At 68.8% G+C, this 24305-nt stretch carries 26 protein-coding genes; 13 read left to right on the top strand and 13 right to left on the bottom strand.

The features are described from left to right. Nucleotides 1-22 precede the first annotated feature (22 nt). Both DELCS14_RS19460 and DELCS14_RS19455 read right to left on the bottom strand, forming a co-directional pair. The gene (locus DELCS14_RS19460) at nt 23-661 is read right to left on the bottom strand and encodes an aldolase (RefSeq protein ID WP_013803198.1); all 639 of its coding nucleotides are present in this window, start codon (nt 659-661) and stop codon (nt 23-25) included. 146 nt (nt 662-807) lie between these two features. Continuing rightward, nucleotides 808-1575 (bottom strand): FCD domain-containing protein, encoded by a 768-nt coding sequence (locus DELCS14_RS19455; protein WP_013803197.1) that lies wholly within the window; start codon nt 1573-1575, stop codon nt 808-810. A 119-nt stretch (nt 1576-1694) separates the two neighbouring features. Between DELCS14_RS19455 and cobT the strand changes: the two genes are divergently transcribed. After that, on the top strand, nt 1695-2939 hold the full coding sequence (gene cobT / locus DELCS14_RS19450) for a nicotinate-nucleotide--dimethylbenzimidazole phosphoribosyltransferase (protein ID WP_013803196.1): 1245 nt from the start codon (nt 1695-1697) through the stop codon (nt 2937-2939). A gap of 20 nt (nt 2940-2959) precedes the next feature. On the opposite strand, the gene DELCS14_RS19445 is transcribed toward cobT, so the two are convergent. Beyond that, entirely contained in the window at nt 2960-4423 is a 1464-nt protein-coding gene (locus DELCS14_RS19445; RefSeq protein ID WP_013803195.1) for a PLP-dependent aminotransferase family protein, read from the bottom strand. Between the two features lie 105 nt (nt 4424-4528). Here DELCS14_RS19445 and DELCS14_RS19440 point away from each other — a divergent pair, with 105 nt between their 5' ends. Further along, nucleotides 4529-5275, top strand: coding sequence for a GNAT family protein (locus DELCS14_RS19440; protein WP_013803194.1), 747 nt, complete (start codon nt 4529-4531; stop codon nt 5273-5275). On the opposite strand, the gene DELCS14_RS19435 is transcribed toward DELCS14_RS19440, so the two are convergent. Continuing rightward, nucleotides 5251-6156, bottom strand: a complete 906-nt coding sequence (locus tag DELCS14_RS19435) for a LysR family transcriptional regulator (protein ID WP_026062687.1) — start codon at nt 6154-6156, stop codon at nt 5251-5253. The genes DELCS14_RS19440 and DELCS14_RS19435 overlap by 25 nt on opposite strands. A gap of 143 nt (nt 6157-6299) precedes the next feature. On the opposite strand from DELCS14_RS19435, the gene DELCS14_RS19430 reads away from it, so the two are divergent. Next, nucleotides 6300-7307: a tripartite tricarboxylate transporter substrate binding protein gene (locus DELCS14_RS19430; protein WP_013803192.1), complete on the top strand. Its 1008-nt coding sequence runs from the start codon at nt 6300-6302 to the stop codon at nt 7305-7307. Nucleotides 7308-7316: 9 nt separating this feature from the next. Here the strand turns inward: DELCS14_RS19430 and DELCS14_RS19425 are convergent, their stop codons facing one another. Beyond that, nucleotides 7317-8099, bottom strand: a complete 783-nt coding sequence (locus DELCS14_RS19425) for a helix-turn-helix transcriptional regulator (RefSeq protein ID WP_043796375.1) — start codon at nt 8097-8099, stop codon at nt 7317-7319. Between the two features lie 199 nt (nt 8100-8298). Here DELCS14_RS19425 and DELCS14_RS19420 point away from each other — a divergent pair, with 199 nt between their 5' ends. Both DELCS14_RS19420 and DELCS14_RS19415 read left to right on the top strand, forming a co-directional pair. Continuing rightward, nucleotides 8299-8787, top strand: a complete 489-nt coding sequence (locus DELCS14_RS19420) for a DUF3237 domain-containing protein (RefSeq protein ID WP_013803190.1) — start codon at nt 8299-8301, stop codon at nt 8785-8787. A 48-nt stretch (nt 8788-8835) separates the two neighbouring features. Then, a complete protein-coding gene (locus DELCS14_RS19415; RefSeq protein WP_013803189.1) occupies nt 8836-9843 on the top strand; it encodes a tripartite tricarboxylate transporter substrate binding protein in 1008 nt (335 codons plus the stop codon). A 3-nt stretch (nt 9844-9846) separates the two neighbouring features. Here DELCS14_RS19415 and nth read toward each other — a convergent pair whose 3' ends face one another. After that, the gene (gene nth, locus DELCS14_RS19410; protein ID WP_013803188.1) at nt 9847-10500 is read right to left on the bottom strand and encodes an endonuclease III; all 654 of its coding nucleotides are present in this window, start codon (nt 10498-10500) and stop codon (nt 9847-9849) included. 232 nt (nt 10501-10732) lie between these two features. Between nth and DELCS14_RS19405 the strand changes: the two genes are divergently transcribed. Then, entirely contained in the window at nt 10733-11806 is a 1074-nt protein-coding gene (locus DELCS14_RS19405; protein ID WP_013803187.1) for a PDDEXK nuclease domain-containing protein, read from the top strand. Between the two features lie 68 nt (nt 11807-11874). On the opposite strand, the gene DELCS14_RS19400 is transcribed toward DELCS14_RS19405, so the two are convergent. Further along, the gene (locus DELCS14_RS19400; protein ID WP_013803186.1) at nt 11875-12783 is read right to left on the bottom strand and encodes a LysR family transcriptional regulator; all 909 of its coding nucleotides are present in this window, start codon (nt 12781-12783) and stop codon (nt 11875-11877) included. Nucleotides 12784-12898: 115 nt separating this feature from the next. On the opposite strand from DELCS14_RS19400, the gene DELCS14_RS19395 reads away from it, so the two are divergent. From DELCS14_RS19395 to DELCS14_RS19380, 4 genes are all read left to right on the top strand, one after another. Further along, nucleotides 12899-14386 carry an amidase gene (locus DELCS14_RS19395; RefSeq protein WP_013803185.1) on the top strand — a complete coding sequence of 496 codons (1488 nt, stop codon included), beginning with the start codon at nt 12899-12901 and terminating at the stop codon, nt 14384-14386. Between the two features lie 59 nt (nt 14387-14445). Further along, on the top strand, nt 14446-15432 hold the full coding sequence (locus DELCS14_RS19390; protein ID WP_013803184.1) for a tripartite tricarboxylate transporter substrate binding protein: 987 nt from the start codon (nt 14446-14448) through the stop codon (nt 15430-15432). 138 nt (nt 15433-15570) lie between these two features. Beyond that, complete coding sequence (locus DELCS14_RS19385; RefSeq protein WP_012204677.1) at nt 15571-16767, top strand: PLP-dependent aminotransferase family protein; 1197 nt, start codon at nt 15571-15573, stop codon at nt 16765-16767. Continuing rightward, entirely contained in the window at nt 16764-17021 is a 258-nt protein-coding gene (locus tag DELCS14_RS19380) for a SlyX family protein (RefSeq protein ID WP_013803183.1), read from the top strand. Before DELCS14_RS19385 ends, DELCS14_RS19380 begins: the two co-directional genes overlap by 4 nt. 55 nt (nt 17022-17076) lie before the next feature. On the opposite strand, the gene DELCS14_RS30145 is transcribed toward DELCS14_RS19380, so the two are convergent. The 3 genes from DELCS14_RS30145 to DELCS14_RS19370 form a co-directional block, all read right to left on the bottom strand. Then, a complete protein-coding gene (locus tag DELCS14_RS30145) occupies nt 17077-17211 on the bottom strand; it encodes a DUF3149 domain-containing protein (protein WP_012204679.1) in 135 nt (44 codons plus the stop codon). Nucleotides 17212-17419: 208 nt separating this feature from the next. Next, on the bottom strand, nt 17420-18847 hold the full coding sequence (locus DELCS14_RS19375; protein ID WP_013803182.1) for a M20 family metallopeptidase: 1428 nt from the start codon (nt 18845-18847) through the stop codon (nt 17420-17422). After that, on the bottom strand, nt 18844-19872 hold the full coding sequence (locus tag DELCS14_RS19370; protein ID WP_013803181.1) for a tripartite tricarboxylate transporter substrate binding protein BugE: 1029 nt from the start codon (nt 19870-19872) through the stop codon (nt 18844-18846). The genes DELCS14_RS19375 and DELCS14_RS19370 overlap by 4 nt, the downstream gene beginning before the upstream one ends. 190 nt (nt 19873-20062) lie before the next feature. Here DELCS14_RS19370 and DELCS14_RS19365 point away from each other — a divergent pair, with 190 nt between their 5' ends. Both DELCS14_RS19365 and DELCS14_RS19360 read left to right on the top strand, forming a co-directional pair. Further along, nucleotides 20063-21052: a LysR family transcriptional regulator gene (locus DELCS14_RS19365; protein WP_013803180.1), complete on the top strand. Its 990-nt coding sequence runs from the start codon at nt 20063-20065 to the stop codon at nt 21050-21052. A 116-nt stretch (nt 21053-21168) separates the two neighbouring features. Continuing rightward, complete coding sequence (locus DELCS14_RS19360; protein WP_013803179.1) at nt 21169-21717, top strand: DUF2721 domain-containing protein; 549 nt, start codon at nt 21169-21171, stop codon at nt 21715-21717. 61 nt (nt 21718-21778) lie between these two features. Here DELCS14_RS19360 and DELCS14_RS19355 read toward each other — a convergent pair whose 3' ends face one another. After that, nucleotides 21779-22684, bottom strand: a complete 906-nt coding sequence (locus DELCS14_RS19355; RefSeq protein WP_012204684.1) for an HTH-type transcriptional regulator ArgP — start codon at nt 22682-22684, stop codon at nt 21779-21781. A gap of 70 nt (nt 22685-22754) precedes the next feature. On the opposite strand from DELCS14_RS19355, the gene DELCS14_RS19350 reads away from it, so the two are divergent. Then, nucleotides 22755-23405 carry a LysE family transporter gene (locus DELCS14_RS19350; protein ID WP_013803178.1) on the top strand — a complete coding sequence of 217 codons (651 nt, stop codon included), beginning with the start codon at nt 22755-22757 and terminating at the stop codon, nt 23403-23405. Nucleotides 23406-23414: 9 nt separating this feature from the next. On the opposite strand, the gene DELCS14_RS19345 is transcribed toward DELCS14_RS19350, so the two are convergent. Together DELCS14_RS19345 and DELCS14_RS19340 are read right to left on the bottom strand one after the other, a co-directional pair. Then, the gene (locus DELCS14_RS19345; RefSeq protein WP_013803177.1) at nt 23415-23726 is read right to left on the bottom strand and encodes a hypothetical protein; all 312 of its coding nucleotides are present in this window, start codon (nt 23724-23726) and stop codon (nt 23415-23417) included. 30 nt (nt 23727-23756) lie between these two features. Further along, a complete protein-coding gene (locus DELCS14_RS19340) occupies nt 23757-24254 on the bottom strand; it encodes an Lrp/AsnC family transcriptional regulator (RefSeq protein ID WP_013803176.1) in 498 nt (165 codons plus the stop codon). Nucleotides 24255-24305 lie beyond the last annotated feature (51 nt).

Below are 24305 nucleotides of genomic sequence, written 5' to 3'. Positions count from 1 at the left end.
GCCGTGGGCGCCGCGGTGCAAATCAGTAGCGCGCCCCGAAGGTGGTGCGCAGCTCGTCGATGGCGGCCGCGTCCAGGGGCTGCGGCCGGGGATGGGTCATGAGCCAGAGCCTTGCGGTCTCCTCCAGCTCTTCCAGCACATGGCTGGCCTGCTCCACCGAGCGTTCCCAGACCACGGGGCCCAGGCGCTCGAACAAGGCGCCGCGCACCTGGGCGGCCTGCGCGGCCACCTCGGCGGCGGCCTGCGGGTCGCCGGGGCGGCGGTAGCGGATCAGCGGGATGCGGCCCACCTTCATGACCTGGTAGGGGGTGATGGGCGGCAGCACCTCGTCCTCGCGCCAGACGCCGGACAGCGTCAGCGCCACGAGATGGGTGGAATGCGTGTGGATGACGGCGCGCGCCTCGCCGTCATTGCCGTAGATGCCCCGATGCAGGACCAGGGTCTTGGAAGGCTTGGCGCCGCTGACCCACTGCCCGCTGGCATCGACCTTGGACAGCTCGGCCGGGTCGAGCCGGCCCAGGCAGGCGTCGGTGGGGGTGATCAGCCAGCCGTCATGCAGGCGCGCGCTGATGTTGCCGGCAGCGCCGACGGTGTAGCCGCGCTGGTAGAGGCTGGCGCCGGTGGCGCAGATCTGCTCGCGGATGCGGGATTCGTCGCTCATGGATGAACGCCCAGGAAAAGGCCAGGTGTGCCGGCTGCAAAAAGAGGTGTGACTGATATTGTCATCAGGTCATCATACAAATTTTGCGCAAAAACCCAAACAAGGTGGAAACCCTTGGCCATGCGCCAAGGGATGGCTTCGGAGGTTCAGGGCTTGGCGGCCAGGATGTCGCGGGCCAGGCGTTCGCCGTCCTGCTCCCAGAAGCTGGCGTCGGCGCGGTGGATGCGGTCTATGGCGTTGCCCATGTGCGTGGCGGCGGCCTTGCGCGCGGCCTTGGGGTCGCCGGCCTCGATGGCCAGCACGATGCTGTGGTGCTCGCGTTCCACGGCCTTGCCGAAGTCCTCGCGCCGCGCCTCGTTGGCGCGCGTGATGCGCATGGCGCCGCGCAGGAACTGCGACAGGTAGTCCAGCGTGCTGATCAGGAACGGATTGCCCGAAGCCTGGGCAATGGCGCGGTGAAACGCCATGTCCTCCTCCACGCCATCACGGCCCAGCCGCACGGCCTCGGCCAGGGCGCTCTCCGCATCGTGGATGCGCTGCATATCCTCTTCGCTGCGCCGGCGCGCCGCGAGTTCGGCCACCTCGGCTTCCAGCGCGCGGCGCACCTCGGTGATCTGGATCAGCGCATTCCTGCCAGCCGCCGGCAGGCCTTCGAAGTCCAGTGGCTCTATGCCTGCCGCCTTCACGAACACGCCGCTGCCCTGGCGCGATTCCACCAGGTTGCGCGACTTGAGCTGGGACACCGCCTCGCGCACCACGGTGCGGCTGACCTCGAGCTGCTGCACGAGCTCGGCCTCGGTCGGCAGCTTCTGCCCCGGCTGCAGATTGCCGGCGCGGATGCGCGCCTCCAGCTGCCGGGCAACCTGGTCCGCAAGCTTGAGACCGGGCTGGATGGCCGAGAAGGAAACCGTCATGGAGGGAGTGGGGGGCTGGGGAGACACGTGTGGCAGCGATTGTCTCAGAACGGTGCGGCCTGTACGGCCTGCTGCGGCAATCGACGCCCAAACCGTCCATGGCGGCAGGAAAGAGACCGATGGTTCTGCCGGAGTTGCGCGGAGCGCCATACTTGCGCCTTTGCAATCCGCCCGCCACGCCCGCCCCGGGCCAAGGCCGCTTCGCCATGTCAACGCCCACCCCGCATTCCGCTGCACCCACAGAGCACTCGCACGATGGCGCCAATGCTGCCACTACCGCTATAGCCGCTATTCCCGCCATCGCCTCCCTGGCCGATGCCGCCTTCACCCAGAGCGTGCAGCACGCCATAGACCACAAGACCAAGCCGCTGGGCGCACTGGGGCGGCTGGAGCAGCTGGCGCTGCGCATTGCCTGCATCCTGGGCCAGGACAGGCCGGTGCTGCAGCAGCCGCAGATGCTGGTGTTTGCGGCCGACCATGGGCTGGCTGCGCGCGGCGTGTCGGCCTATCCGGTGGATGTGACCTGGCAGATGGTCGAGAACTTCATGGCCGGCGGCGCCGCCGTCAGCGTGCTGGCACGCCAGCATGGGCTGGCGCTGAACGTGGTGGACTGCGGCGTGGCGCGCGACTTTCCCGCGCGCGAGCAGGACCCCGACGACAAGCTTCCCCAGCCCGGCCAGCCGCGCCTGTGGCGCCGCAAGCTGGGCTACGGCACGCGCGACTGCAGCCAGGGCCCGGCCATGACGGACACCGAATGCGCCATGGCCCTGCGCAACGGCGCGGCCCTGGTGCGCCAGTTGCCGGGCAATGCGCTGCTGCTGGGCGAGATGGGCATCGGCAATACCTCCAGCGCATCCTTGCTGCTGGCGCGGCTGTGCGGCGAACCGCTGGCCGAGGTCACGGGCGCTGGCGCCGGCCTGGATGCGGCCGGGCTGGCCCGCAAGATCGGGGTGCTGCAGGAGGTGCTGCAGCGGCACGCCCAGGCCACGCAACCGCTGGACGCGCTGGCGGCCATGGGCGGCTTCGAGGTCGCCACCATGGTGGGCGCCGTGCTGCAGGCCGCCGCCGAGCGGCGCGTCATCGTGGTCGATGGCTTCATCACCACGGCCGCCGTGCTGGTGGCCAGCCGCCTGCAGCCGGCCGTGCTGGAGCGCTGCGTTTTCTCGCACCGCTCGGGCGAGCCCGGCCATGTGCGCATGCTGGCCCACCTGGGTGCCGAGCCGCTGCTGGAATGGCAGCTGCGCCTGGGCGAAGGCTCGGGCGCGGCCCTGGCCTGGCCGCTGCTGGTGTCGGCCTGCGCCATGCTGGGCGAGATGGCCAGCTTTGCGCAGGCAGGGGTGAGCACGCGTTCGGAGGAGGCATAGCCGCTGGAGCCGCGCCGCGGCTAGCGCGGTAACGCAGCTGCCGCCAGCTTGCCCAGCCGCCTGACCAGCGCGCCGAAGCGCGCGGCATCGGTGTTGCCATAGCCGATCACCAGGCCGTTGTCCTGGGGCAGCGGTGTCAGGGCGAAGGACGAGAGGGCGCCCGGGTTCATGCCGGCGCGCCGCGCCTGCTCCACGATGGCACGGTCGGACAGGTCCGGCGGCAGCCGCACGGTCAAATGCAGGCCGCCGTGGCCGCCCAGCACCTCATGCTCCACGCCCAGTTGCGTGGCTAGCGCCTCGCGCAGGGCCGCCTGGCGCTCGCGGTACAGGCGCCGCATGCGCCCCAGGTGGCGCGAGAACTGGCCGCTTTCCATGAAGTCCGCCATGGCCAGCTGCTCCAGGCGGTGGCCGCCGCGCAGCATCTCCTGCACGGCGGATGCCGCGCTGGTTGCCAGGGCCTGCGGCAGCACCACAAAGCCCATGCGCAGTGCCGGGAACATGGTCTTGCTGAAGGTGCCCACATAGAGCACGGGCGCGTCCGGCACCTGGCCCTGCATGGCTGCGATGGGCGTGCCCTGGTGGCGGAATTCGCTGTCGTAGTCGTCCTCGATGATCCAGGCCCCCGCGCGGCGCGCGCGCTCCAGCAAGTCCAGCCGGCGAGCCACCGACAGCACGGCGCCCGTGGGATATTGGTGCGACGGCGTGATCTGGATCAGCCGTGGAGGATGGCTGTCCCACAGGCCGGGCGCGATGGCTGCGCCATCCGCATCCACGCGCAGTGTGCTGACGCACAGGTCACCCCCTGCAAAGGCCGACTTGGCGCCCCGGTAGCCGGGCTCCTCCAGCCAGGCATGGTCGCCCGGATTGGTGAGCAGTTGCACGCACAGGTCCAGCGCACCCTGGGCGCCTTCGGTGACGATGATGCGCGAGGCATCGCAGCGCACGCCGCGCGAGATGCGCAGGTGCTGCGCAATGGCCTGGCGCAGTGCGGGCTCGCCTGCAGGGTCGCCATAGTCCAGCGTGGCGTTGGCGGGAAGGCGCAATGCGCGGTCCTGAGAACGGCGCCAGGCGGGCAGGGGAAACCTGTCCAGCGCGGGCGTGCCCGGCGTCAGGGGCAGGCTGCGGTCGATGGCATGGCGCGTGGGCGCGATGCGGTCCAGGCGCCGGGCCGTGCGGGGTACGCAAGGGGGCGCGGCGGCCGCCTCGGCCGCTGCCGTGGAATGGGTGGATACAGCCGCCACGCGCGTGCCCTGCCGGTCGGCGACCACATAGCCTTCGGCCGCCAGTTGCTCGTAGGCGATGAGCACGGTGTTGCGCGAGACTCCCAGATCCTCCGACAGCGCGCGCGAGGCCGGCAGGCGGTCACCGGCCGGCAGGCGGCCCGCCAGGATGGCCTGCTTCAGGCGCTGGATCAGTTGGCGCTGGCGGGGAGCCGCTCCAGGGCCGGATTGCAAGGGACTGGTCAGCAGGTCGGAGGCGTGCATGCAGTGGGTGGTGTGGCACCATGAAATAAGGAAGATATGGCGCTTTCAATGATGCCACGCCAGCGCTATCGTGGCCCTGCCAAATGACCTGACCAGGAATCTCCGATGCCCCCCGCACTCAATGCCCACTCCCAACCCGTAGGCCACGCCCTTCACGGATGGACCGCGCGCCAGCGCCCGCCGCGCACGCCCATGCAAGGCCGCTACTGCCGGCTGGAGCCGCTGTCCGCCGCGCGCCATGCAGCCGATCTGTTCGATGCCTTCAGCCAGGCGCCGGACGCCAACGACTGGACTTACATGTCGGTAGGCCCCTTCGCGGATGCCGAGGCCTATTTGCGCTTTGCCGAGGCCGCCCAGGCCAGCGATGACCCGCTGCACCACGCCGTCATCGACTTGGCCACGGGCCGTGCCATCGGCTCGCTGGCGCTGATGCGCGTGGACACGGCCAGCGGAGTGGTGGAAGTGGGCTTCGTCTGCTACTCGCGCCTGCTCAAGCGCACGCGTGCGGCCACCGAGGCGCAGTTCCTGCTGATGCAGCGCGCCTTCGACGAGCTGGGCTACCGCCGCTACGAGTGGAAGTGCGACAGCCTGAATGCACCGTCGCGTGCCGCAGCGGCGCGCCTGGGCTTCCAGTTCGAGGGGGTGTTCCGCCAGGCCGTGGTCTACAAGGGCCGCAGCCGCGACACGGCCTGGTTCTCCATCATCGACAGCGAATGGCCGGCGCTGCGCGCGGCCTACCAGCGCTGGCTGGAGCCGGGCAACTTCGATGCGGGCGGCGGGCAGGTCCTTTCGCTGTCCAGCCTGATGGAGCAGGGTGCGCCGCAGGCTCAGGAGACGGCAGGCGCGGCGTAGTAGGCCTGCAGCACCTCGATCAGGGCCTGCGCATGGCGCGGCAGCCGGCCCTGGTCGCGCACGAGGATGCGGCGTTCGCGCACGCTCCATGCGTCGGTCAGATCGATCAGCGCCAGCCCCATGCTTTCGCGGTTGCGCCGCGCAGCGCTCTCGGGAACGATGCCTATGCCCACGCCGGCGCCGATCATGCGGCACATGGCGTCGAAGCTGGATAGCTGTATGCGCAGCTTCATGGGCTTGCCCAGGCGCTCGGTCACACCTGCCAGAAATGTCTGCAGCGTGCTGCCCTGCTGCATGCCGATGGCGTCCTCGTCCAGCGTCTCGGCAAACGCAATGCGCTTGCGCCGCGCAAAGCGGTGACCGCGCGGCGTGGCCAGCACCAGCCGGTCGGTGCTGAAGTGGATGGTCTGCAGGCCCAGCGTATCCACCTGGCCGGCCACGATGCCCAGGTCGGCGCGGCCGTCGAGCACGCCGCGTGCGATCTCGGCGTTGGGCCGCTCCTGCAGGTCCACGTTCACGCGCGGGTGGTCGGCAAGAAAGGCGGGCAGGATCTCGGGAAGAAAGTCGGTCACGGCCGTGGTGTTGGCAAACACCCGCACATGGCCGCGCAGGCCGGCGCCGTACTCCTGCAGGTCGTGGCGCAGCTGCTCGGACTGCAGCAGCATGCCGCGCGCGTGGTGCAGGAAGGCTTCGCCGGCCGGCGTGGGCCGCACGCCGCGCGCCTCCCGGTACAGCAGGGGCATGCCCGCCTGCTCCTCCAGTGCCTTGATGCGCAGGCTGGCTGCGGCCAGGGACAGGTGCTGCCTTTGCGAGGCGCGCGTGAGGCTGCCCAGTTCGGCGGCATGCACGAACAGGCGCAGGTCCGTCAGGTCGAAATGCATGAGGGGCATGAAGGGCGAAGAGGGCATGGGCTGGGTCAAGGCTTTGTCAATTCCGAAGGCCGGGTCAGGAAATGCGCGATTGTGCGCTGGCCCGGCACGGGCAACCATGCGGGCTTGCGACAAGAACAAATGGAGACATGACCATGCCGGATTCTTCCTTTCCCCTGCCGTCGAGCCTTTTGCGCCGCCGAAGCCTGCTGGCCGCTGCACTCGCCTCCCCGCTGCTGGCCCATGCCCAGGCCTGGCCCGCGCGGCCCATCGTGATGATCGTCCCGCAGGCGCCCGGCGGCACCAATGACATCGTGGGCCGGCTGGTGAGTCAGAAGCTGGCCGAGGTGCTGGGCGTCAGCGTGGTGGTCGAGAACCGGCCCGGCGCGGGCGGCAACATCGGCACCCAGGCCGTGGCCAAGGCGCCGCGCGACGGCCATACCCTGCTGATGACCATCAGCAGCAGCCAGGCCATCAACCCCGCGCTGTACCGCAAGCCGGGCTTCGATCCGGTGAAGGACTTCCGTCCCATCGGCCTGATCGGCTCCGTGCCCAATGTGCTGCTGGCCCATCCCGGCTTTGCGGCCAAATCCGTGCCCGAGCTGATCGCCATGGCCCGGGGCCGGCCCGACGAGTTCCGCTATGCCTCGGCCGGCAACGGCACGCTCAACCATCTGCTGGGCGAGATGCTCAACAGCATGGCGGGCATCCAGCTGCAGCATGTGCCCTACAAGGGCGTGGCGCCCGCGCTCAACGATGTGCTGGGCGGGCAGGTGCCGCTGCTGTTCGGCAGCCTGCCATCGACCCTGCCCCATATCCAGGCCGGCCGGCTGCGTGCGCTGGCCGTGAGCGGCGCGACGCGATCGCCGCTGCTGCCCGATGTGCCCACCATTGGCGAGACCGTGCCCGGCTACAACGGCACGCTGTGGGTGGGTCTTTTTGCGCCTGAAGGCGTGCCCGCGCCGGTGCTGGCGCAGTTGCAGGACGGCATGGCCCGCGCGCTGGCGGCCAGTGATCTGCGCACCCGGCTGGAAGCTTCGGGCGTGGAGCTGGCCGGGCCGGCGGACAGGCCCGTGCCGCCTGCCCAGATGGCGGCCCTGCTGCGCGAGGACATCGCCAAGTGGGCGCGCATCGTCAAGGCGTCCGGCGCATCGCTGGATTGACGCAAGGCCTCAGCCCTGCGGCTCCATGGCCAGCGCGAACAGCTCGCTGCGAAAGTGGATGCCCAGCCGCGCAAAGGCGCGGTTGCGGTAGGTCTTGACGGTGGGCAGGCTCAGGCACAGGTCGCAGGCAATGCCCTCATGCGTCATGCCCTGCAGCAGCCGGGCGCAGACATCGAGTTCGCGCGGCGTCAGGTCGGGCTGTGCCTGCAGCAGGCGCATGCGCAGGGCCGGCAGTGTCTGCCGCTGCCGGGCCTGGCTGGGTGGGGTGGCCGGGGCCGAGGCCGAGGCCGTTACCACGGCGGGCTGCGCCTGCGTCAGCGCGATGTGCTTGTGCGCCAGGGCCAGCAGCACGGGCGCCATGCTCCCGAAGCGGTCGATCTGCGCATCGCCCAGTGCCCTCTGGTGCTGGTGGCGGTAGAAGTTGACGGCAAACACACCGCCGTCGTCCTGGTGCTCGACGATGGACACGCGCTCGGCCATGCCGTGCGCGTCGTAGACCAGGGCGCGGTGCTCGCCTTCCACCTCCTGGGCCGTGATGTGGCACAGCACCGTGGCGCGTGCCGGGCCGGCGTCGCCGTGGTTCCAGGTGCTGTCGCGCAGATAAGGACCCGAGAGATAGGCCCACCAGCAGTCGCGCGTGGTGTCGCGCGCCTCGCTGCTGGCCGACAGGAACAGCTGCGGCCGGCTGCGCGGGCCCGTGCGATAGACCGACCAGGAGGCGGCGGGCAGCAGCGGGTTCATGGCCTCCAGCACCTGCCGGGCGAAGCCGGGCTCGCCCAGGCTGGCGACCATGTGGCCGATGGCGTGGCTGGGCGCGTGGCCGGACGCATGGGCGCCCAGGGCGCTGGCGTCAGGGGTGTCGGAGGAGGCGGTCCAGTGTCTCAAGGGATGGCAGGGGAGGGCAGGGCGTTGTCATCTTCCGGGATGACGGTCGGCCCGGGCAATGGTGCTTATGCTAGGTCCCGATTCAATCCACCGGAGCCCCAGAACCATGCCAGATGACGTGCCGCAGCTTGCGGCCTTGCCCGATCCGCGCTTTCGCTTCTTCGCCGACCTGAGCGTGCAGGTGGGCCCGCCGCAGGATGTCGGTGCCACGGCGCACGGCGGGCGCCGACTGATCCCCATCCTGGGCGGCACGGCCCGGGGCGACGGCTGGAGCGCGCGCGTGCTGCCCGGAGGCGCGGACTTCCAGCGCATCGTGCACGGCGGGCTGGCCGAGCTCGATGCGCGCTATGTGCTGGAGACCGATGCCGGCGACCTGATCTATGTCTGCAACCAGGCGCTGCGCAGCGGCGACCCGGCGCACATGGCAAAGCTGGCGCGCGGCGAGCCCGTGGACCCCGCGCACATCTATTTCCGCTGCGCACCCCGCATGGAGACGGCCAGCCGTGCGCTGGCCTGGATCAACGAGCGCCTGTTCTTCGGCACCGGCGCGCGCCATCCCGACCGCGTGCAGATGCGCTTTCACGAACTGCTCTGAGCCGCTCCTTTCCCCCTCTCGATACCCACAATGCAGGAGACAAGACACATGAAAAACCAGGCATCGAAGTCGCGCCGCACCGCCGTGGCCTGCGCACTTGCCGCCGTGCTGGCCACCGGGCTGGCGCCCTGGACCGTGGTCGGCGCCCAGCCGGCCTTCCCGAGCAAGCCCGTGCGCCTGCTCGTCGGCTTTCCTGCGGGAACGGGGCCGGACATCGTGGCGCGCCTGCTCGCGCAGAAACTCTCCGAGCAATGGGGCAACCTGGGCGTGGTCGTGGACAACAAGCCGGGCGCTGGCGGCCTCATCGCCGCCAGCGAGGCGGCACGCGCCGTGCCTGACGGCTACACGCTGATGCTGGGCGAGACCGGCCAGCTCAGCATTGCGCCCAACACCTACCAGCGCCTGCCCTACGACCCGCAAAAGGACTTTGTGCCCGTCAGCCAGGTCGTCACCTCCGACTTCGTGCTGCTGGTCAATCCGCAGAAGGTGCCGGCCCGCAATGTGCCCGATTTCGTGGCCTGGGCGCGCCAGCGCAAGGAGCTGTTCATCGCCACCTTCGGTGCCGGCACGCCCGGCCATTTCGGCGCCTTCATGTTCGGCAATGCCGTGCAGCTCAAGCCCGAGCCCGTGCACTACAAGAACACCAACGATGCCCTGGGCGGCCTGTTCAGCGGCGACGTGCAGGCCGTCTTCGCCACGGCGGCCCTGGCCGCGCCCCAGGTCAAGGCCGGCAAGCTCACGGCCCTGGGCAGCACGGGCGCCACGCGCACCCAGTCCATGCCCGAGCTGCCCACCATCCGGGAGCAGGGCTATCCGTCGCTGGAGTTCAATTCCTGGTTCGGCGTGGTCGCGCCCGCCAAGACACCGCCCGAGATCGTGGCCAGGCTGCAGGCCGACATCGTGCGCGCCCTGCAGCAGCCCGACAGCCGCAGCCGGCTGGAGGAGGCGGGTTTCCGCGTGACGGGCACCACGGGCGACGAGCTCGCCCGCATCATGCGCGCCGACACGGTCACCTGGGGCAAGGCCGTGGCGGCCACGGGGTTCAAGGCCGATTGAGGCTCAGCGCTTGCCCGCAGCCGGGGCAGGCGTCTTGGGCGAGTAGTCGCAGTACGACGCCACCACGCACTCCCAGCAGCGTGGCTTGCGGGCCTGGCAGACGTAGCGGCCCAGCAGGATGAGCCAGTGGTGCGAGTCCACGGCATAGGCCGGGGGCACGCGCTTCATCAACTGCATCTCCACGGCCAGCGGCGTCTTGCCCGGTGCCAGGCCCGTGCGGTTGCCCACGCGGAAGATGTGCGTGTCCACGGCCATGGTGGGCTCGCCAAAGGCCACGTTGAGCACCACGTTGGCGGTCTTGCGGCCCACGCCGGGCAGGGCTTCCAGCTCCTCGCGCGTGCGCGGCACCTGGCCGCCGTGGCGCTCGACCAGGATCTGGCAGGTCTGCATCAGGTGTTTGGCCTTGCTGCGGTACAGGCCGATGGTCTTGATGTAGCCCTCCAGCCCTTCAAGTCCCAGGTCCAGGATGGCCTGGGGCGTATTGGCCACGGGAAACAGCTTGCGCGTGGCCTTGTTCACGCCCACGTCCGTGGCCTGGGCGGAAAGCAGCACAGCCGAGAGCAGCTCGAAGACGTTGGTGTATTCCAGCTCGGTCTGGGGCGAGGGATTGGCGGCCTTGAGCGTGGCGAAGAAGGGTTCGATGCTGGTGGTTTTCATTGTGGGGGGCGCGTATCCATCGATGTGGCGTGCATTGTCATGCAAGCGCGGGTATTTGAAAGTGCGTAACAGGCTCTAGGAATGTTCTGATTTTTCATGTCTGCCAGGGTCAGATCGTCTGGTTATGCAGATGCGGCGTTGACTGGCCAAGGCCGCATCGCAATAGTCGGCCGGATCGATTTCGCCGACACCAGACATCCAGACATCACGCCACCAGGAGGGGGGCGACCACATGGCCACTCGCAAGATATCCGTTTCTCCCGCGCTCGCATCGTCACAGGCCCTGCTGGGCAATGTGCGGGACCTGATCGAGGCCGCGCGGCTTCGCGTGGCAGCCAACGTCAACAGTGAACTCACCCTGCTGTACTGGCACATCGGCCAGCACATCCATGGCCATGAATCCGAGGTGCGGCAGGCAGGCTGCAGCGATGAGGTCCTGCCGGTGCTGGCCGGTCATCTGGTCCAGGACTATGGCAGCAGCTTCTCGGAGAAGAACCTGTGGCGCATGACGCAGTTCTCCACCGCGTTTCCCGACCAGCCGCTGGTCATCTCGCCGACCCGGAAATTGAGCTGGGCGCATTTCATCGTGCTGATTGCGCTCAAGGACCCAGTGCAGCGCGAGTACTACGCCAGCATGGCGAGCCTTGAGCGCTGGAGCGCACGCACGCTGCGCAGCCGCATCGACTCCCAGCTCTATGAACGCCTGGCGCTGCCCTGCGATGCCGAGGCGCTGATCGCGCAGGAGCCGGTCACGCCGCGCAGCACCGAGCGCATGTCGCCGGCGCTGTTTATGCGCGATCCCTACATCTTCGACTTTCTGGGGCTGCACGATGCCTGGCAGGAGGGCGACCTGCAGGCCGCCATCATCCGCGAGATGGAGGCCTTCCTGCTGCGGTCGGGCACGGGCTTCACCCTGGTGGCGCGGCAAATGCACATGCATATGGATGAGCAGGACTTCCACCTCGATCTGCTGTTCTACAACCGCAAGCTGCGGCGGCTGGTGGCGGTGGAGCTGAAGGTGGGCGAATTCACGGCCGAGGACAAGGAGCAGATGGAGCAATACCTGCGCTGGCTGGACCGGCATGAGCATGAGCAGGGCGAGAACACGCCGATGGGCATGGTGCTGTGCACGGGCAACAGCTCCGAGCAGATCGAGCTGCTGGAGCTGGGACTGCGCGGCGTGCAGATGGCCGAGTACCTGCCCGGCCTGCCTGAGCGCCAGGCGCTGGCACAGCGGCTGCGGCAGGCCACGCGCCGGGCGCAGTGGCATTGGGCGCAGCGCCAGCTGGAAGGCGGGCCGGCCTGAGCGCCTGCCGCTGCGCTTGAGACCCGTTCCCCTTCTTCTTCTTCCTTCGTTCCCTTCTCCTCTTCCTCCTACCCAGGCGGCAGCAGTTCCCGCAGGTGCTCCACAAAGGCCCGCACGCCCTTGGACAGGGTGCGTCCGGACAGCGTCTGCAGCTCGATGGCGCGCGCATTCATGCCGCGCTCGCGGATGGGCGCCGCATGCAGCTCGCCTCGGCGCACGCGCTCGCGCATGGTGACCTCACCGCCCAGCGACAGTCCGCCGCCGTGCAGCACGAAGTGCACCAGGGTCTCGAACTGGCCGCTGACCAGGGCGGGCTCGAACACCAGGCGGCGGTGGCTGCAGGCGATGTCGAACAGCTGGCGCGCGGTGTTGGCGTCCTCGGGCAGGGCAATGGCATGGGGATGCATCTGGGCCAGGGTGATGCTGGCATGCCGGGCCAGCGCATGGTCGGGCCGCATGATGGCGACCACGGGCGAGACCTGGCGGTGCCAGACCTCGATGTCACGTGCCGCCGCGCGGCTGTAGGTCAGGCCCACATCGGCCTCGCCGCCCAGCACGGCCTGGGTCACGGCGGCAGGCGCCTCCACACGCAGGTGGAACTGCATGCCCGGGTACTGCTCGCGGAACAGTGCCATGGCGCGTGGCAGGAACTCGATGGCAAAGCCGCCCGAGCTGCACACGCGCACCACGCCCCGGCGCAGGCCCTGCAGGGCCTCGATGTCGGAGACCACACGGTCGGCCTCCAGCGCACCGCGGCGTGCGTGGGCGGCCAGCAGCTCGCCTGCCGGGCTGGGCGCCATGCCGCGCGGGCGGCGCTCGAACAGCGGCACGCCCAGCATCTCTTCCAGTCCGGCGACCTGGCGGCTCACGGCCGAGGGCGAGACATTGAGCCGCGTGGCGGCTTCGCTGACCGAGCCGCTGCGCACCACTTCGAGAAAGTAGCGCAGGGCCGTGTCCTGTAGGCGGTTGGAAAGCATGATGGCCTGCTCATGGTTTGCGAAAAACGCAACGATAAGCCAAGAAAAAGGCGATTGTCGAAATAATTTCGCCTGCTTATGCTGACTTCGTTCTGTCACAAAAACGAGGAAATCCATGGAGTCAAACGCAAGCACCGCAACGCAGCAGCCGGATCTGGCCACCGGGGGTGGTGGCGTCGTGGAGATGTCGGCCGTCGCGCTGTCAAAGGCCATCCAGGGGCGCGATCTGTCCTGCGTGGAGGTGCTGGATGCCTTTTGCGCGCAGATCGACCGCCTCAACCCCGTGGTCAACGCGCTGGTGTCTCCGCTGGACCGCGACTGGCTGCGCGGCCGCTCCCGCGAGCTGGACACGCTGCTGGCGCGCGGCCAGAGCCTGGGGCCGCTGCACGGCTTTCCCCAGGCACCCAAGGACATCATGCCGGCGGCCGGCATGGTGACGACCAAGGGATCGCCCATCTTCGCGGGCCAGGTCTCGCAGACCGATTGCGTGGTGTTCGAGCGCATGCGCGCAGGCGGTGCGCTGTTTGTGGCGCGCAGCAATTCGCCCGAGTTCGGCCTGGGCGGCCATACCTACAACCCGGTCTACGGGACCACGCGCAATGCCTTCGATCCTTCGCGCTCGGCAGGTGGCAGCAGCGGCGGAGCCGGCGTGGCCGTGGCGCTGCGCATGCTGCCCGTGGCCGATGGCTCGGACATGATGGGCTCGCTGCGCACGCCGGCCGCCTTCAACCATGTCTACGGACTGCGCACCTCGGTGGGCTGCGTGCCGCATGGCCCTTCGGAAGAGGTGTTCTTCCAGCAGTTCAGCGTGGCCGGCCCCATGGCGCGGGACATTCCCGACCTGGCCCTGCTGCTGTCCGTGCAGGCAGGCTTTGATGCACGCCTGCCGCTGACCCGCCGCAGCGAGCCGCCCAAGGACTGGACCGCCCAGCTGCAGCGCGACTGCAAGGGCCTGCGCATCGGCTGGCTGGGGGACCTGGGCGGGCACCTGCCCACCGAGCCCGGCCTGCTGGAGACCTGCCGCGCGGCGCTGCAGCATTTCAAGACCATCGGCTGCACGGTGGAAGAGGCCGTGCCGGCCTTCGACTTCGAACGCCTGTGGCGCGCCTGGATCGACCTGCGCAGCTTCAGCGTGGCCGGTGCCAACGCCGCCCTGTACCGCGACCCGGCCACGCATGCCCTGCTCAAGCCCGAGGCCCTCTGGGAAATCGAGCGCGGCCTGGCGCTGCCGGCCATGGCGGTCTATGACGCGGCGCGTGTGCGCTCGGCCTGGTACGAAACCCTGCGCCGCCTGTTCGACAGCTACGACTTTCTGGTGCTGCCCTCCGCCCAGGTCTTCCCGTTCGATGCGGCGCTGGACTGGCCGCATGCCGTGGGCGGCCGCGAGATGGACACCTACCACCGCTGGATGCAGACCGTGGTGCCCGCCACCATGGCCGGCTTGCCGGCACTGGCCGCGCCCGCAGGCTTGGGGCCGCAGGGGCTGCCTGCCGGGCTGCAGATCATCGGCCCGGCACAGGCCGATCTGGCCGTGCTGCAGATCGGCCATGCCTATGACCAGGCCGGCGGCTTCTCGCGCGTGCGCAGCCCGCTGCTCGACTGAAACCGCTGCATCGAGTTTTCCCAGGTTCCCGTTCCCTCGTCCCCCAGGAGATCCGCGCCATGGCCTTGTCCCGTTCCCGTTTTCTGTCGTGTCTGATGGCCGGTGCCACGGCACTTGCGCTGCCCGCAGCCAAAGCCCAGCCCCAGTCCTACCCGGATCGCCCGATCAAGCTGGTCGTGCCGTTTGCGCCGGGCGGCGCCACCGACATCCTGGGCCGGCTGCTGGCCACCTCGCTGGGTGAACGGCTGGGCCAGCCCGTGGTCGTGGAAAACCGCCCCGGTGCAGGCACGGTGGTGGCGGGCGCGCTGGTGGCCAAGGCGCCGCCCGACGGCTACACGCTGCTGCTGGGCGCCAGCACCACGCTGACGCTCAATCCCGCCATCCGCAACCCGCTGCCCTATGACCCGCTGCGCAGCTTCACGCCGCTGGGGCTGGTGGCCGACATGGGCCTGGTGCTGGTGGCCCATAACGAAACGCCTGCACGCACGCTGCCCGAACTCGTGGCCCTGGCCAAGGCCGACCCCGACAAGCTGTCCTACGGTTCCTTCGGCACGGGATCCTCGGTGCACTTCGGCGGCGAAATGCTCAAGACCGCCACGGGCATGCGCATGGTGCATGTGCCATTCAATGGCAGCTCGCCCAGCCTCACCGCGCTGATGGGCGGCCAGGTGCAGGTGGCCGTGGACACGGTGGTGGCCACCACGCCGCTGATCAAGGCCGGCAAGATCCGTCCCATCGCAGCCCTGGGGCCGCAGCGCCTGGCCCTGCTGCCCCAGGTGCCCACCGTGGCCGAAAGCGGCTACCCGGGCTTTTCCATGGACACCTGGTTTGCCTTCCTCGCCCCGGCCGGCCTGCCCGCACCCATCCAGAAGAAGCTTGAGAAGGCGCTGGCCGACGCCATGGCCGAGCCGGCCATGAAGAAGAAGCTGGTGGACATCGGCCTGTCGCCCGCATGGGGTCCGGCCAGCGCGCTGCAGGAGCGCATAGAGCGCGAACTGCCGCAAATGCGCGCCGTGGCCGCCAGAGCCGACATCAAGGTGGATTGAACGCAGCTGCCTTCCGGGAGAGAGGGGGCAGGGCGCGAATCGACTCAGGGGGCTTCTAATCGTGCAGGAAAGCTGCGGCAGGATTGGCGACAATGCAGGCTTCGCCTTTTCATTGCACCGACAAAGAGACTCCTGCCCATGCAATTCGCCGACCGTCTGAACAACGTAGAAACCTCCGCCATCCGCGAGCTGTTCAAGCTGCTGGGCAAGCCCGGCATCATCAGCTTTGCGGGTGGTTTCCCGGACAGCGCCATGTTCGACGTGGCCGGCATCAGCGCCGCCTCCCAGGCTGCGCTGCAGCAGGAGCCGGGCGCCGCGCTGCAGTACGGTGCGACCGAGGGCTACCAGCCGCTGCGCGAGCAGATCGCCGCCTTCATGGCCGCCAAGGGCGTGCGCGAGCTGGCCCCCGAGCAACTGGTGGTGACCACGGGCAGCCAGCAGGCGCTGGACCTGCTGGGCAAGACCATGATCAACCCCGGCGACAAGGTCATCGTCGAAGGCCCGACCTTCCTGGCCACCATCCAGTGCTTCCGCCTGTACGGCGCCGAAGTCATCAGTGCGCCCATCGACGCCGAAGGCGCCCAGGTCGATGCACTGGAGCAACTCATTGCCGAGCACCGCCCCAAGCTGGTCTACCTGATCCCCACCTTCGGCAACCCCAGCGGCGCCATGCTGAGCCTGGAGCGCCGCAAGAAGGTGCTGGAGCTGGCCGTCAAGTACCAGACCCTGGTGGTGGAAGACGATCCCTACGGCGACCTGTATTTTGGCGAAGCGCCTCCGCCCAGCCTGCTGGCGCTGTCCAGCCAGGTGCCCGGCAGCCGCGACTGGCTGGCGCACTGCGGCTCGCTGAGCAAGGTGCTCAGCCCCGGCCTGCGCATTGGCTGGCTGGTGGCCCCGGCCGAGCTGCTGGGCCGCGCCGTGATGTGCAAGCAGTTCAGCGATGCCCACACCAGCACCTTTGCCCAGGCCACGGCCGCGCAGTACCTGAAGTCCGGCGCCATGCCCGCCACCCTGGCCCATGTGCGCGAGGTCTACGCGCGCCGCGCCAAGGCCATGGGCGATGCGCTGCGCGAGCACCTCGGCGATGCCGTGGAATTCCTGCAGCCCCAGGGCGGCCTGTTCCTGTGGGTGCGCCTGACCGGCAAGGGCGGCGCGCTGGCCGATGCCGGTGAGCTGGCCAAGCGGGCCATTGCCCAGGGCGTGGCCTTTGTGCCGGGTGCGCCGTTCTTTGCGCAAAACCCCGATGCCACCAGCTTCCGCCTCTCGTTCGCCACGGCTGACGAGGACAAGATCCGCGAAGGCATCGCCCGCCTGGCCCAGGCGCTCAAGGCATGAGCGTGGCTGACGACGCAGAACATGGCGGCGGGCACGCAGACGCCGATGCCCTGCAGGCGCGCGTGATGGAGCTGGAGATCAAGGCCAGCTACACCGAAGACCTGCTGGAGCAGCTGAACCTGACCATCTACCGCCAGCAGCAGCAGATCGACCGGCTGCTTGACGAGCTGCGCGACCTGCGCCGCCGGGTGCCCGAAGGCGGACCCGCCGGCGGCGCGACCAATCTGCGCGACGAGCTGCCCCCGCACTATTGAGTGCGCAGGGCGGCTGCGTGCGAATGCCCAGGCCAGCCCCTGCCTGGGCATTTCTTCATTCAAGCGGCTTGTTGGCCACGTGCTTCATCTTGCCCAGGAACAGGCGCAGGAAAAAGCCCGCCATGATCAGCATGAAGACGATGGCGCCCAGGCTCATCAGGCCGTAGTCGGTGGAAAAAAGATCAATCATCAGCTTCACAAGTCCTCCTGTGGTTTGTTGGTATCGGTGGGGTCCCGATCCAACTATCGCCGTGGCCTGGCGCGGAGGGCTTGTGATGGGTCAACGCGGCGGCGGGGTGGGTTTGCGGCAGCGCAAAGGGGCAAGCCTCGGCAAGCCCGGCCAAGCCCGGGAACTGGGCATGGGGTAGGAGTCGATCATCCAGGGCGAGCCAAGCCCATCACCCCCGCATGAACGGCAAGGGCACCTCCGCAGGAATCGGGCACGCATAGGGTCGGCCGCCCCGGCGCTCAAGCAGCTCCGCCTTGGCCTGGGCAATGCGTTCGGGCTGCTCCAGCAAGGCGATGGCCGTGGCCGCCAGCACCTGGGCGGCGCGCACCATGCCTGAGTGGGCCAGGCCGGACTGGCCTTGCGAGACCATCTGCCAGGAGTGCAGCGGCGTGCCGAAGGCGTAGCAGGCCACCCAGGCCTGGACGGTGGGCGTGATCCAGCTCACATCGGCCACGTCGGTGGAGCCGAACAGGGTGTCCTCCACGGCAGGATCGTAGGGCGCCAGGCCTTCGAACACGGCCGGCACCTTGCCGCGCAGCACGCTGGCCAGCGGGCGGCTGACCTGGTCCACGTCGTTGCTGTCCAGCGTGGCCTGGAAGTCTCCGGCCAGGCGATGCAGGCCGGGGTCCACGCGCAGCGGGCCCAGGGCCTGCATCTGCGCATACATCACCTGGTTCAGCGTGCGGTTCTGCAGCAGGTTGGAGCAGGCCTTGTCAAAGACGATCTCCAGCCGGCAGTCCGTCATTAGCGCGGCGCCGCGTGCCACGTTCTGCACGCGCTCATACAGCGCTGCTGCCTCGTGGTTGCGTGCGGCCCGCACCAGGTACAGCACCTCGGCGCGCGCCTGCACCACGTTGGGCGACAGGCCGCCCGAGTCGGTGATGGCGTAGTGCACCCGCGCATCGGTGGGCATGTGCTCGCGCAGGTAGTTCACGCCCACGTTCATCAGCTCCACGGCGTCGAGCGCGCTGCGGCCCAGGTGCGGGGAATGCGCGGCATGCGCGGCCTTGCCGTGGAAGATGAATTTCGCCTGGATGTTGGCCAGCGTGCTCTGGCTGAACACGCCGGTGAAGCTGGCCGGGTGCCAGGTCAGCGCCGCGTCCACATCGTCGAACACCCCGGCGCGCGCCATGAAGGTCTTGCCCGATCCGCCTTCCTCGGCCGGGCAGCCGTAGTAGCGCACGCGTGCCTTGGCACCGCTGCGGCGCAGGTGCTCCTGCAGCGCAACGGCCGCGAAATGCGCCGAGGTGCCCAGCAGATGGTGGCCGCAGCCGTGGCCTGCCAGGCCCGGGCTGTCGGTGGAAGGCGTGCAGACCAGGGCGCCGCTTTGCTGGTTCAGGCCCGACAGCGCGTCGTACTCGCCCAGGAAGGCCAGCACCGGGCCCTCGTCGCCCCATTCGGCCAGGAAGGCCGTGGGAATGCCGGCCACGCCGCGCGTGATGCGAAACCCGGCCTGCTCCAGCGCATCGATGTGCAGCCGGGCAGAAGCGGTTTCGGCATAGCGCAGCTCGGCCAGGGACCAGATGCTGTCGGCCAGGGCCGCCATGCGCGGGGACTGCTGCTGGAAGAAGTCCTGGAGATGCTCGACTGCGCTCATTCCGGCTTCACCCCTGCCTTGTCCAGCAGCGCCTTGTTGCGCTGCAGTTCGCTGGCGATCTGGGCCGGGAAGCGGCTCTGGTCCATCTCGGTGACCGAGGCGCCCAGCAGCTTCAGGTGCTTTTGCACCTCGGGCAGGCGCACGGCCTTCACCGACGCATCCTGCAACTGCCGGACGATGGCCGGTGGCGTGCCGGCCGGCACGACCAGCCCGAACCAGCTGATGCCCAGTTCGTTGAGCTGCGCGTAGCCCAGCTCCTTGAAGGTGGGCACATCGGGCAGGTCGGGCGAGCGGCTGTCGCCCGACAGCGCCACGGGGATGAGCTTGCCGCCCTTGATCTGGGGCATGGCCGAAGGCAGCTGGTCGGTCATCACCTGCACCATGCCGGCCAGCGCATCGTTGAGCGCCGGCCCGTTGCCGCGGTAGGGGACGATCTGCACCTGGGTCTTCATGGTCTCGTTGAAGGACGCCACCATCAGATGGCCCAGCGTGCCCAGGCCCGGCACGCCCGCGCTGTAGGCGCCGGGCTGGGCGCGCAGCTTGGCCAGAAAGCCCGGGAAATCCTTGACGCCCATCTTGGGGTGGACCATGTAGACCGACGGCATGGTCACCAGATTGGCCACGGGCAAAAGCCTGCCTTCGAGCTTGGCGGCGCGCGTGTACAGCGAGGGATTGATGGTGGCCGTGCTCACCGTGGCCATGCCGATGGTGTAGCCGTCAGGCGCGGCCTGGGCAATGCTTTCGGTGCCGATCAGGCCGCCAGCGCCGGCCTTGTTGTCCACCACCACGGGCTGGCCCAGTGTGCTGCGCAGGCCCTCTGCGATCACGCGCGCAACGATGTCGGTGGAGCCGCCTGCCGCAAACGGCACGATGAGCTTGACCGGCTTGTTCGGATAGGCGTCGGCCGCATGGGCCGTGGAGGCCGTGTGGGCCAGGGTGAGGCCGCACAACACGGCGGCAAGACCGGACGTGCCCAGCGAGAGCACGGTGCGCCGCGGCAGCGGAAAGAGGGGTTTGGCTTGCATGGCATGGGTTCCATCAACGGTGGAGGAGCCGCAGGCCTGGGCCGCGCCGGCTCCCGATGCAGGCGACTATAGAAATCCTGCCGCCCGCGTGGGCCACGGTATTTGTGCCAAGCTATAAGCCGTTCCGATAGCTTGCCCTGCGCCGCCTGTGGCGCGCCAGGGCCTGCCTGGGGAAAACACTGAGACTCCCATGAGCAATGACTTCGATGACCGCGACGGCCTGGACGATGCGGCCACGCCCCAGGGGCGGCTGCTGTATTCGCGCCTGACCAAGCATGTGCGCCTGCGCCAGCTGCAGCTGTTGGTGGCGTTGCAGCAATGCGGCTCGGTGGTGCAGGCCGCCGCCACGCTGCACATGAGCCAGTCGGCAGCCACCCAGGCGCTGGCGGAGATGGAGCGCGTGCTGGACATCCGCCTGTTCGAGCGCCATGCGCGCGGCATACGTCCCACGCTGGCCGGCCAGACCCTGGTGGACACGGTGCGCGGCGTGCTGGCCGCGCTGGAGGAGGTGGCGGAATCGCTGGCCGCCATTCGCCGGGGCGCCGCGGCCGCGCTGCGCCTGGGCGCCATTCCGGCGGCAGCCCTGGCCATTCTTTCGCCCCTGCTGGCGCGGTTCTATGCCGAACACCCCGAGGTGCATGTCGATGTGCACGAAGACGCCAGCACCCGGCTTCTGTCCCAGCTGCTGGGCGGCGGGCTGGACGCGGTGTTCTGCCGCGAGCCGGCGCTGCTGCCCGGCCCCTTCGTCTTCGAGCCGCTGCTGGCCGACACGGCCGTGGTGGTGGCCGCGCGCTCGCATGCACTGGCCGGGCGCCGTGACGTGCCGCTGCAGGCCTTGACCGGCGCGCGCTGGGTGCTGCCCACGGCCAACATCGCCGTGCGCGGGATTTTCGAGGCCGAGGTGCTCCAGGCGCTGCCCGATGCGCCCTGGTTTCCCGTCTCCACCGTTTCCCTGCCGATACTGGAGGGCCTGTTGAGCCAGCCAGGCGCCGTGGCCCTGGTGCCGCTGAGCATTGCGCCGGGCCTGCAGACCCATGCGCGCGTGTGCCGGCTCGATGTGCGGCTGACGGGCAGGTTGGCGCCCCTGGGCGTGGTCTGCCGGCGCGACCAGACGCCCGCCCTGCTGACCGAGATGCTGTCGCTGTGCCGGCAGATGCTGCCGGCGCCACCGGCCCGCTGAATGCCAAAAGCTGGCGACATGGCCTCTTGCCGGCCCCGCTTGCGGCCACAATACTGTCCGCGCGAAAACACGGCAGCATGGCCGCACCAGACAACAGAAAGCACGCAGAGGACCGCATGATCAATTGGTCGCTAGACGCCGATACCGTCACCCACAGCATCCAGCTGGCGCTGGCGCCGGTGTTCTTCCTGACGGCCGTGGCCGGCATGATCGGCGCCGTGGCCGGGCGGCTGGCCCGCATCATCGACCGCGCGCGCAAGCTGGAAGAACTGCTGCGCAACCCGCAGGAAGAGGACTTCATCGCGCGCAGCCTCACGGAACTGCACTTTCTGCGCAAGCGCGGCCGGCTGGCCAATGTCTGCATAGGGCTGCTGACCGTCTGCGGCTTTTGCATCGGCCTGACCATTGCCCTGCTGTTCCTGGGCGAGGCCTACGGCATCAACGGCCATGGCTATGCGGTGCTGGGCTTTCTGTTCGGCGTGCTGATGTTTCTCTCGGCCCTGGCCTGCTTTCTCTGGGAAACCATCATGGCCACCAGCCTGCTGGACTTCCACACCCTGACCCGCGTGCGCGCGGCCGTGCGCACCATACAGCGGCCGGAACGCAACGACCAGGCTCAGGCTGAGCCGTCTACCCCGGCAGACGACACCGGCCGCCAGCCCTGAGCCGGGCGCGGACGGCGCCGCCGTCGCTGTCGCCATCGCCATCGCCATCGCCGTCGCCCATTCACTCCATCGGGTCCAGGCAGGCCGCCGCGGCCTGGATCACGCAGTCCGTCAGCCGCTGCAGGCTGGCCTGCGCATTGCGCGCATGGGCCCAGTACATGGGAATGTCCAGATCGTTGCCGGGCAGCAGCTCCACCAGGCTGCCTTCGGCCAGCTGCGCGCCGATCATCAGCGGCGGGTGCATGCCCCAGCCCATGCCCAGCTCGCAGGCCCGCGTATAGCCCTGGTTGGAGGGAAGAAAGTGGCGCGGCGTGTTGCGCCGCCCCTCTGCGCCCAGGCGTTGCAGCCACTGGTCCTGCAGGCTGTCCTTGCGGCCGTAGCTCATCATGGGCGTGCGCGCCATGGCCTCGGGCGTGATGCCGTCCTTCAGGTAGCGGCGGATGAAGTCGGGGCTGGCGGCCGCCACGTAGCGCATGCGGCCCAGCGGCCAGGTATTGCAGCCGGGAATGGCCGAGGAAGTGGCCGTGACGGCGGCCAGCACCTCGCCCTCGCGGATGCGCTTGGCCGTGTGGTCCTGGTCGTCGATGCTGATGTCCAGCAGCTCGTTGCCGTCGCGCGTGAAGGCGGACATGGCATCCATGAACCAGGTGGACAGCGAGTCGGCATTGACGGCCAGCTTGAGCGTGGGCAGGGCGGTCTGGCCCTCGGGGACCAGCTCCGGGTTCTTGCGGCGCAGATCGTTTTCGAGCAGGGCCACCTGCTCCAGGTGCAGGCACAGCCTGCGGCCCGCATCGGTGCCCGAGCAGGGCTGGCCGCGCAGTACCAGCACCTGGCCCACACGCTCCTCCAACAGCTTGATGCGCTGGGAAACGGCCGAGGGCGTGACATGCAGCTTGCGCGCCGCGCGCTCGAAGCTGCCTTCGCGCACCACGGCCGCCAGGGCTTCGAGTCCGGCGTAGTCGAGCATTTAGATATTCTTCATTTGGTTGAGTAAATGTAATTTTACTTAACCATTTGCCGGCCAGACAATCCCGGCCATGTGGACTGCAAATGTTTCTTCTTCCTGGCTGGCGGGCTTCACGGTCTGCCTGTCTCTCATCGTCTCCATCGGCGCCCAGAACCTCTATGTGCTGCGCCAGGCCGTGCACGGTCAGCATGTGCGCGCCTGCGTGGCCTGGTGCGTGGTGAGCGACGTGGTGCTCATCGGCCTGGGCGTGGCGGGCATGGCCCGGCTGCTGGGCGACAACCCCGACCTAGCCCGCTACCTGACGCTGGGCGGCGCCCTGTTCCTGCTGGCCTATGGGCTGATCGCGCTGTGGCGCATGGCCATGGCGCCCGATGCGCAACTGGCGGCATCGGGCGGGCAACTGGCCCCGCGTGGCCTGCTGGGCGTGGTCTCCACGCTGGCCGTGATCACCCTGTTCAACCCCCATGTCTATCTGGACACGGTGCTGCTCATGGGCTCCATCGGCGCGCGCCAGGAAGGCGTGCTCAAGTGGGTCTATGTGGTGGGCGCCGCATCGGCCAGCCTGTCGTGGTTCGTGGCGCTGGCCTTTGCGGGCCGCCGCATGAAGCGCCTGTTCGAGAAGCCGCAGGCCTGGCGCGTTCTCGATGGCCTCACGGGCGTGATGATGCTGGCGCTGGCCTGGTGGGTGGCTGGCAGCGCGTTGGCACCGGCAGTTGGCTGACGGCGCAGATCAGTCTGCGGCCGGGGCTTCCTCGCCGGGCGCCCAGGTGCCCACGGCCTCGATGAGGTTCCAGCTGTTGCATTCGATGCAGTAGTGGCCCGTGGCGCCGGTCTTCTGGCTGGTCGCCTCGATGACGACCTTGTGGCCATGGCGCTGGGCCTCGGACAAGGGCTGGATCTTGTCGTAGTTGTATTGCTCGGCCAGGTCGCCCCGGAAGGAAATGGTGATGCGCTCGCGCTTGGGATAGTAGTCACGCTCGTACTTGTCGAGGGTGCGTGTGGCGACGAGGCGGGCCATGCTGTCCGGTGAAGGTGCGCTCAAAGCAGTCTCCTGGTGTATGTCTAGGTTGTGTCAACTTGTTTCATTGTCGGGCTTGTGTTCTGCCATCGGCAACTGCAGCCCGGTCTTGATGCGTTCCAGAGCGATCGAGGTGGTGTAGCGCCGGATGTTGTCGTCTCCGGAGAACAGCCGCGCCGCCAGCGCCTGGTACTCCTGCATATCGGCAGCCGTGACGATCAATGAATAGTCGGCTTCCCCGGTCACGTAGTAGCACTGCTGCACGGCGGGCTCGCGCGCCACGCGCGCGCGAAAGGCCAGGGACAGGTCCGGGCGCTCGTTGGCCAGCTGCACGTTGATGAGCACGGTGAGCGGGCGCCCCGTGCGCACGGGATCGACCACCGCCACGTTGGCCGTGATCACGCCCAGCTCCTGCAGGCGCCGTATGCGCCGCTGCACGGCCGGTGCCGAAAGGTGGACCTGCTCGGCAATGAGGCGCTGTGGCGTGAGGTTGTCGCGCTGGAGCACGTCGAGGATGGCGCGGTCAAAAGTATCGAGTGCGATGGCGGGCATGGGGGAGGGGCAGAAAACGGATGCGGAGCGGTCGGAAAGAGCGAATATTGC

The organism is Delftia sp. Cs1-4 (assembly GCF_000214395.1).
Taxonomy (GTDB): Bacteria; Pseudomonadota; Gammaproteobacteria; order Burkholderiales; family Burkholderiaceae_C; genus Comamonas; species Comamonas acidovorans.
Note: the sequence above shows the minus strand (reverse complement) of the source record. Positions and strands in the feature narration are given on the sequence as shown.

What these genes read in the sequence shown, in the direction of transcription:
- DELCS14_RS19460 (WP_013803198.1), bottom strand. Translation starts at nt 661, where the DNA reads ATGAGCGACGAATCCCGCATCCGCGAGCAGATCTGCGCCACCGGCGCC.
- DELCS14_RS19455 (WP_013803197.1), bottom strand. Translation starts at nt 1,575, where the DNA reads ATGACGGTTTCCTTCTCGGCCATCCAGCCCGGTCTCAAGCTTGCGGAC.
- cobT (WP_013803196.1), top strand. Translation starts at nt 1,695, where the DNA reads ATGGTTCTGCCGGAGTTGCGCGGAGCGCCATACTTGCGCCTTTGCAAT.
- DELCS14_RS19445 (WP_013803195.1), bottom strand. Translation starts at nt 4,423, where the DNA reads ATGCACGCCTCCGACCTGCTGACCAGTCCCTTGCAATCCGGCCCTGGA.
- DELCS14_RS19440 (WP_013803194.1), top strand. Translation starts at nt 4,529, where the DNA reads ATGCCCCCCGCACTCAATGCCCACTCCCAACCCGTAGGCCACGCCCTT.
- DELCS14_RS19435 (WP_026062687.1), bottom strand. Translation starts at nt 6,156, where the DNA reads ATGCATTTCGACCTGACGGACCTGCGCCTGTTCGTGCATGCCGCCGAA.
- DELCS14_RS19430 (WP_013803192.1), top strand. Translation starts at nt 6,300, where the DNA reads ATGCCGGATTCTTCCTTTCCCCTGCCGTCGAGCCTTTTGCGCCGCCGA.
- DELCS14_RS19425 (WP_043796375.1), bottom strand. Translation starts at nt 8,099, where the DNA reads ATGGTCGCCAGCCTGGGCGAGCCCGGCTTCGCCCGGCAGGTGCTGGAG.
- DELCS14_RS19420 (WP_013803190.1), top strand. Translation starts at nt 8,299, where the DNA reads ATGCCAGATGACGTGCCGCAGCTTGCGGCCTTGCCCGATCCGCGCTTT.
- DELCS14_RS19415 (WP_013803189.1), top strand. Translation starts at nt 8,836, where the DNA reads ATGAAAAACCAGGCATCGAAGTCGCGCCGCACCGCCGTGGCCTGCGCA.
- nth (WP_013803188.1), bottom strand. Translation starts at nt 10,500, where the DNA reads ATGAAAACCACCAGCATCGAACCCTTCTTCGCCACGCTCAAGGCCGCC.
- DELCS14_RS19405 (WP_013803187.1), top strand. Translation starts at nt 10,733, where the DNA reads ATGGCCACTCGCAAGATATCCGTTTCTCCCGCGCTCGCATCGTCACAG.
- DELCS14_RS19400 (WP_013803186.1), bottom strand. Translation starts at nt 12,783, where the DNA reads ATGCTTTCCAACCGCCTACAGGACACGGCCCTGCGCTACTTTCTCGAA.
- DELCS14_RS19395 (WP_013803185.1), top strand. Translation starts at nt 12,899, where the DNA reads ATGGAGTCAAACGCAAGCACCGCAACGCAGCAGCCGGATCTGGCCACC.
- DELCS14_RS19390 (WP_013803184.1), top strand. Translation starts at nt 14,446, where the DNA reads ATGGCCTTGTCCCGTTCCCGTTTTCTGTCGTGTCTGATGGCCGGTGCC.
- DELCS14_RS19385 (WP_012204677.1), top strand. Translation starts at nt 15,571, where the DNA reads ATGCAATTCGCCGACCGTCTGAACAACGTAGAAACCTCCGCCATCCGC.
- DELCS14_RS19380 (WP_013803183.1), top strand. Translation starts at nt 16,764, where the DNA reads ATGAGCGTGGCTGACGACGCAGAACATGGCGGCGGGCACGCAGACGCC.
- DELCS14_RS30145 (WP_012204679.1), bottom strand. Translation starts at nt 17,211, where the DNA reads ATGATTGATCTTTTTTCCACCGACTACGGCCTGATGAGCCTGGGCGCC.
- DELCS14_RS19375 (WP_013803182.1), bottom strand. Translation starts at nt 18,847, where the DNA reads ATGAGCGCAGTCGAGCATCTCCAGGACTTCTTCCAGCAGCAGTCCCCG.
- DELCS14_RS19370 (WP_013803181.1), bottom strand. Translation starts at nt 19,872, where the DNA reads ATGCAAGCCAAACCCCTCTTTCCGCTGCCGCGGCGCACCGTGCTCTCG.
- DELCS14_RS19365 (WP_013803180.1), top strand. Translation starts at nt 20,063, where the DNA reads ATGAGCAATGACTTCGATGACCGCGACGGCCTGGACGATGCGGCCACG.
- DELCS14_RS19360 (WP_013803179.1), top strand. Translation starts at nt 21,169, where the DNA reads ATGATCAATTGGTCGCTAGACGCCGATACCGTCACCCACAGCATCCAG.
- DELCS14_RS19355 (WP_012204684.1), bottom strand. Translation starts at nt 22,684, where the DNA reads ATGCTCGACTACGCCGGACTCGAAGCCCTGGCGGCCGTGGTGCGCGAA.
- DELCS14_RS19350 (WP_013803178.1), top strand. Translation starts at nt 22,755, where the DNA reads ATGTGGACTGCAAATGTTTCTTCTTCCTGGCTGGCGGGCTTCACGGTC.
- DELCS14_RS19340 (WP_013803176.1), bottom strand. Translation starts at nt 24,254, where the DNA reads ATGCCCGCCATCGCACTCGATACTTTTGACCGCGCCATCCTCGACGTG.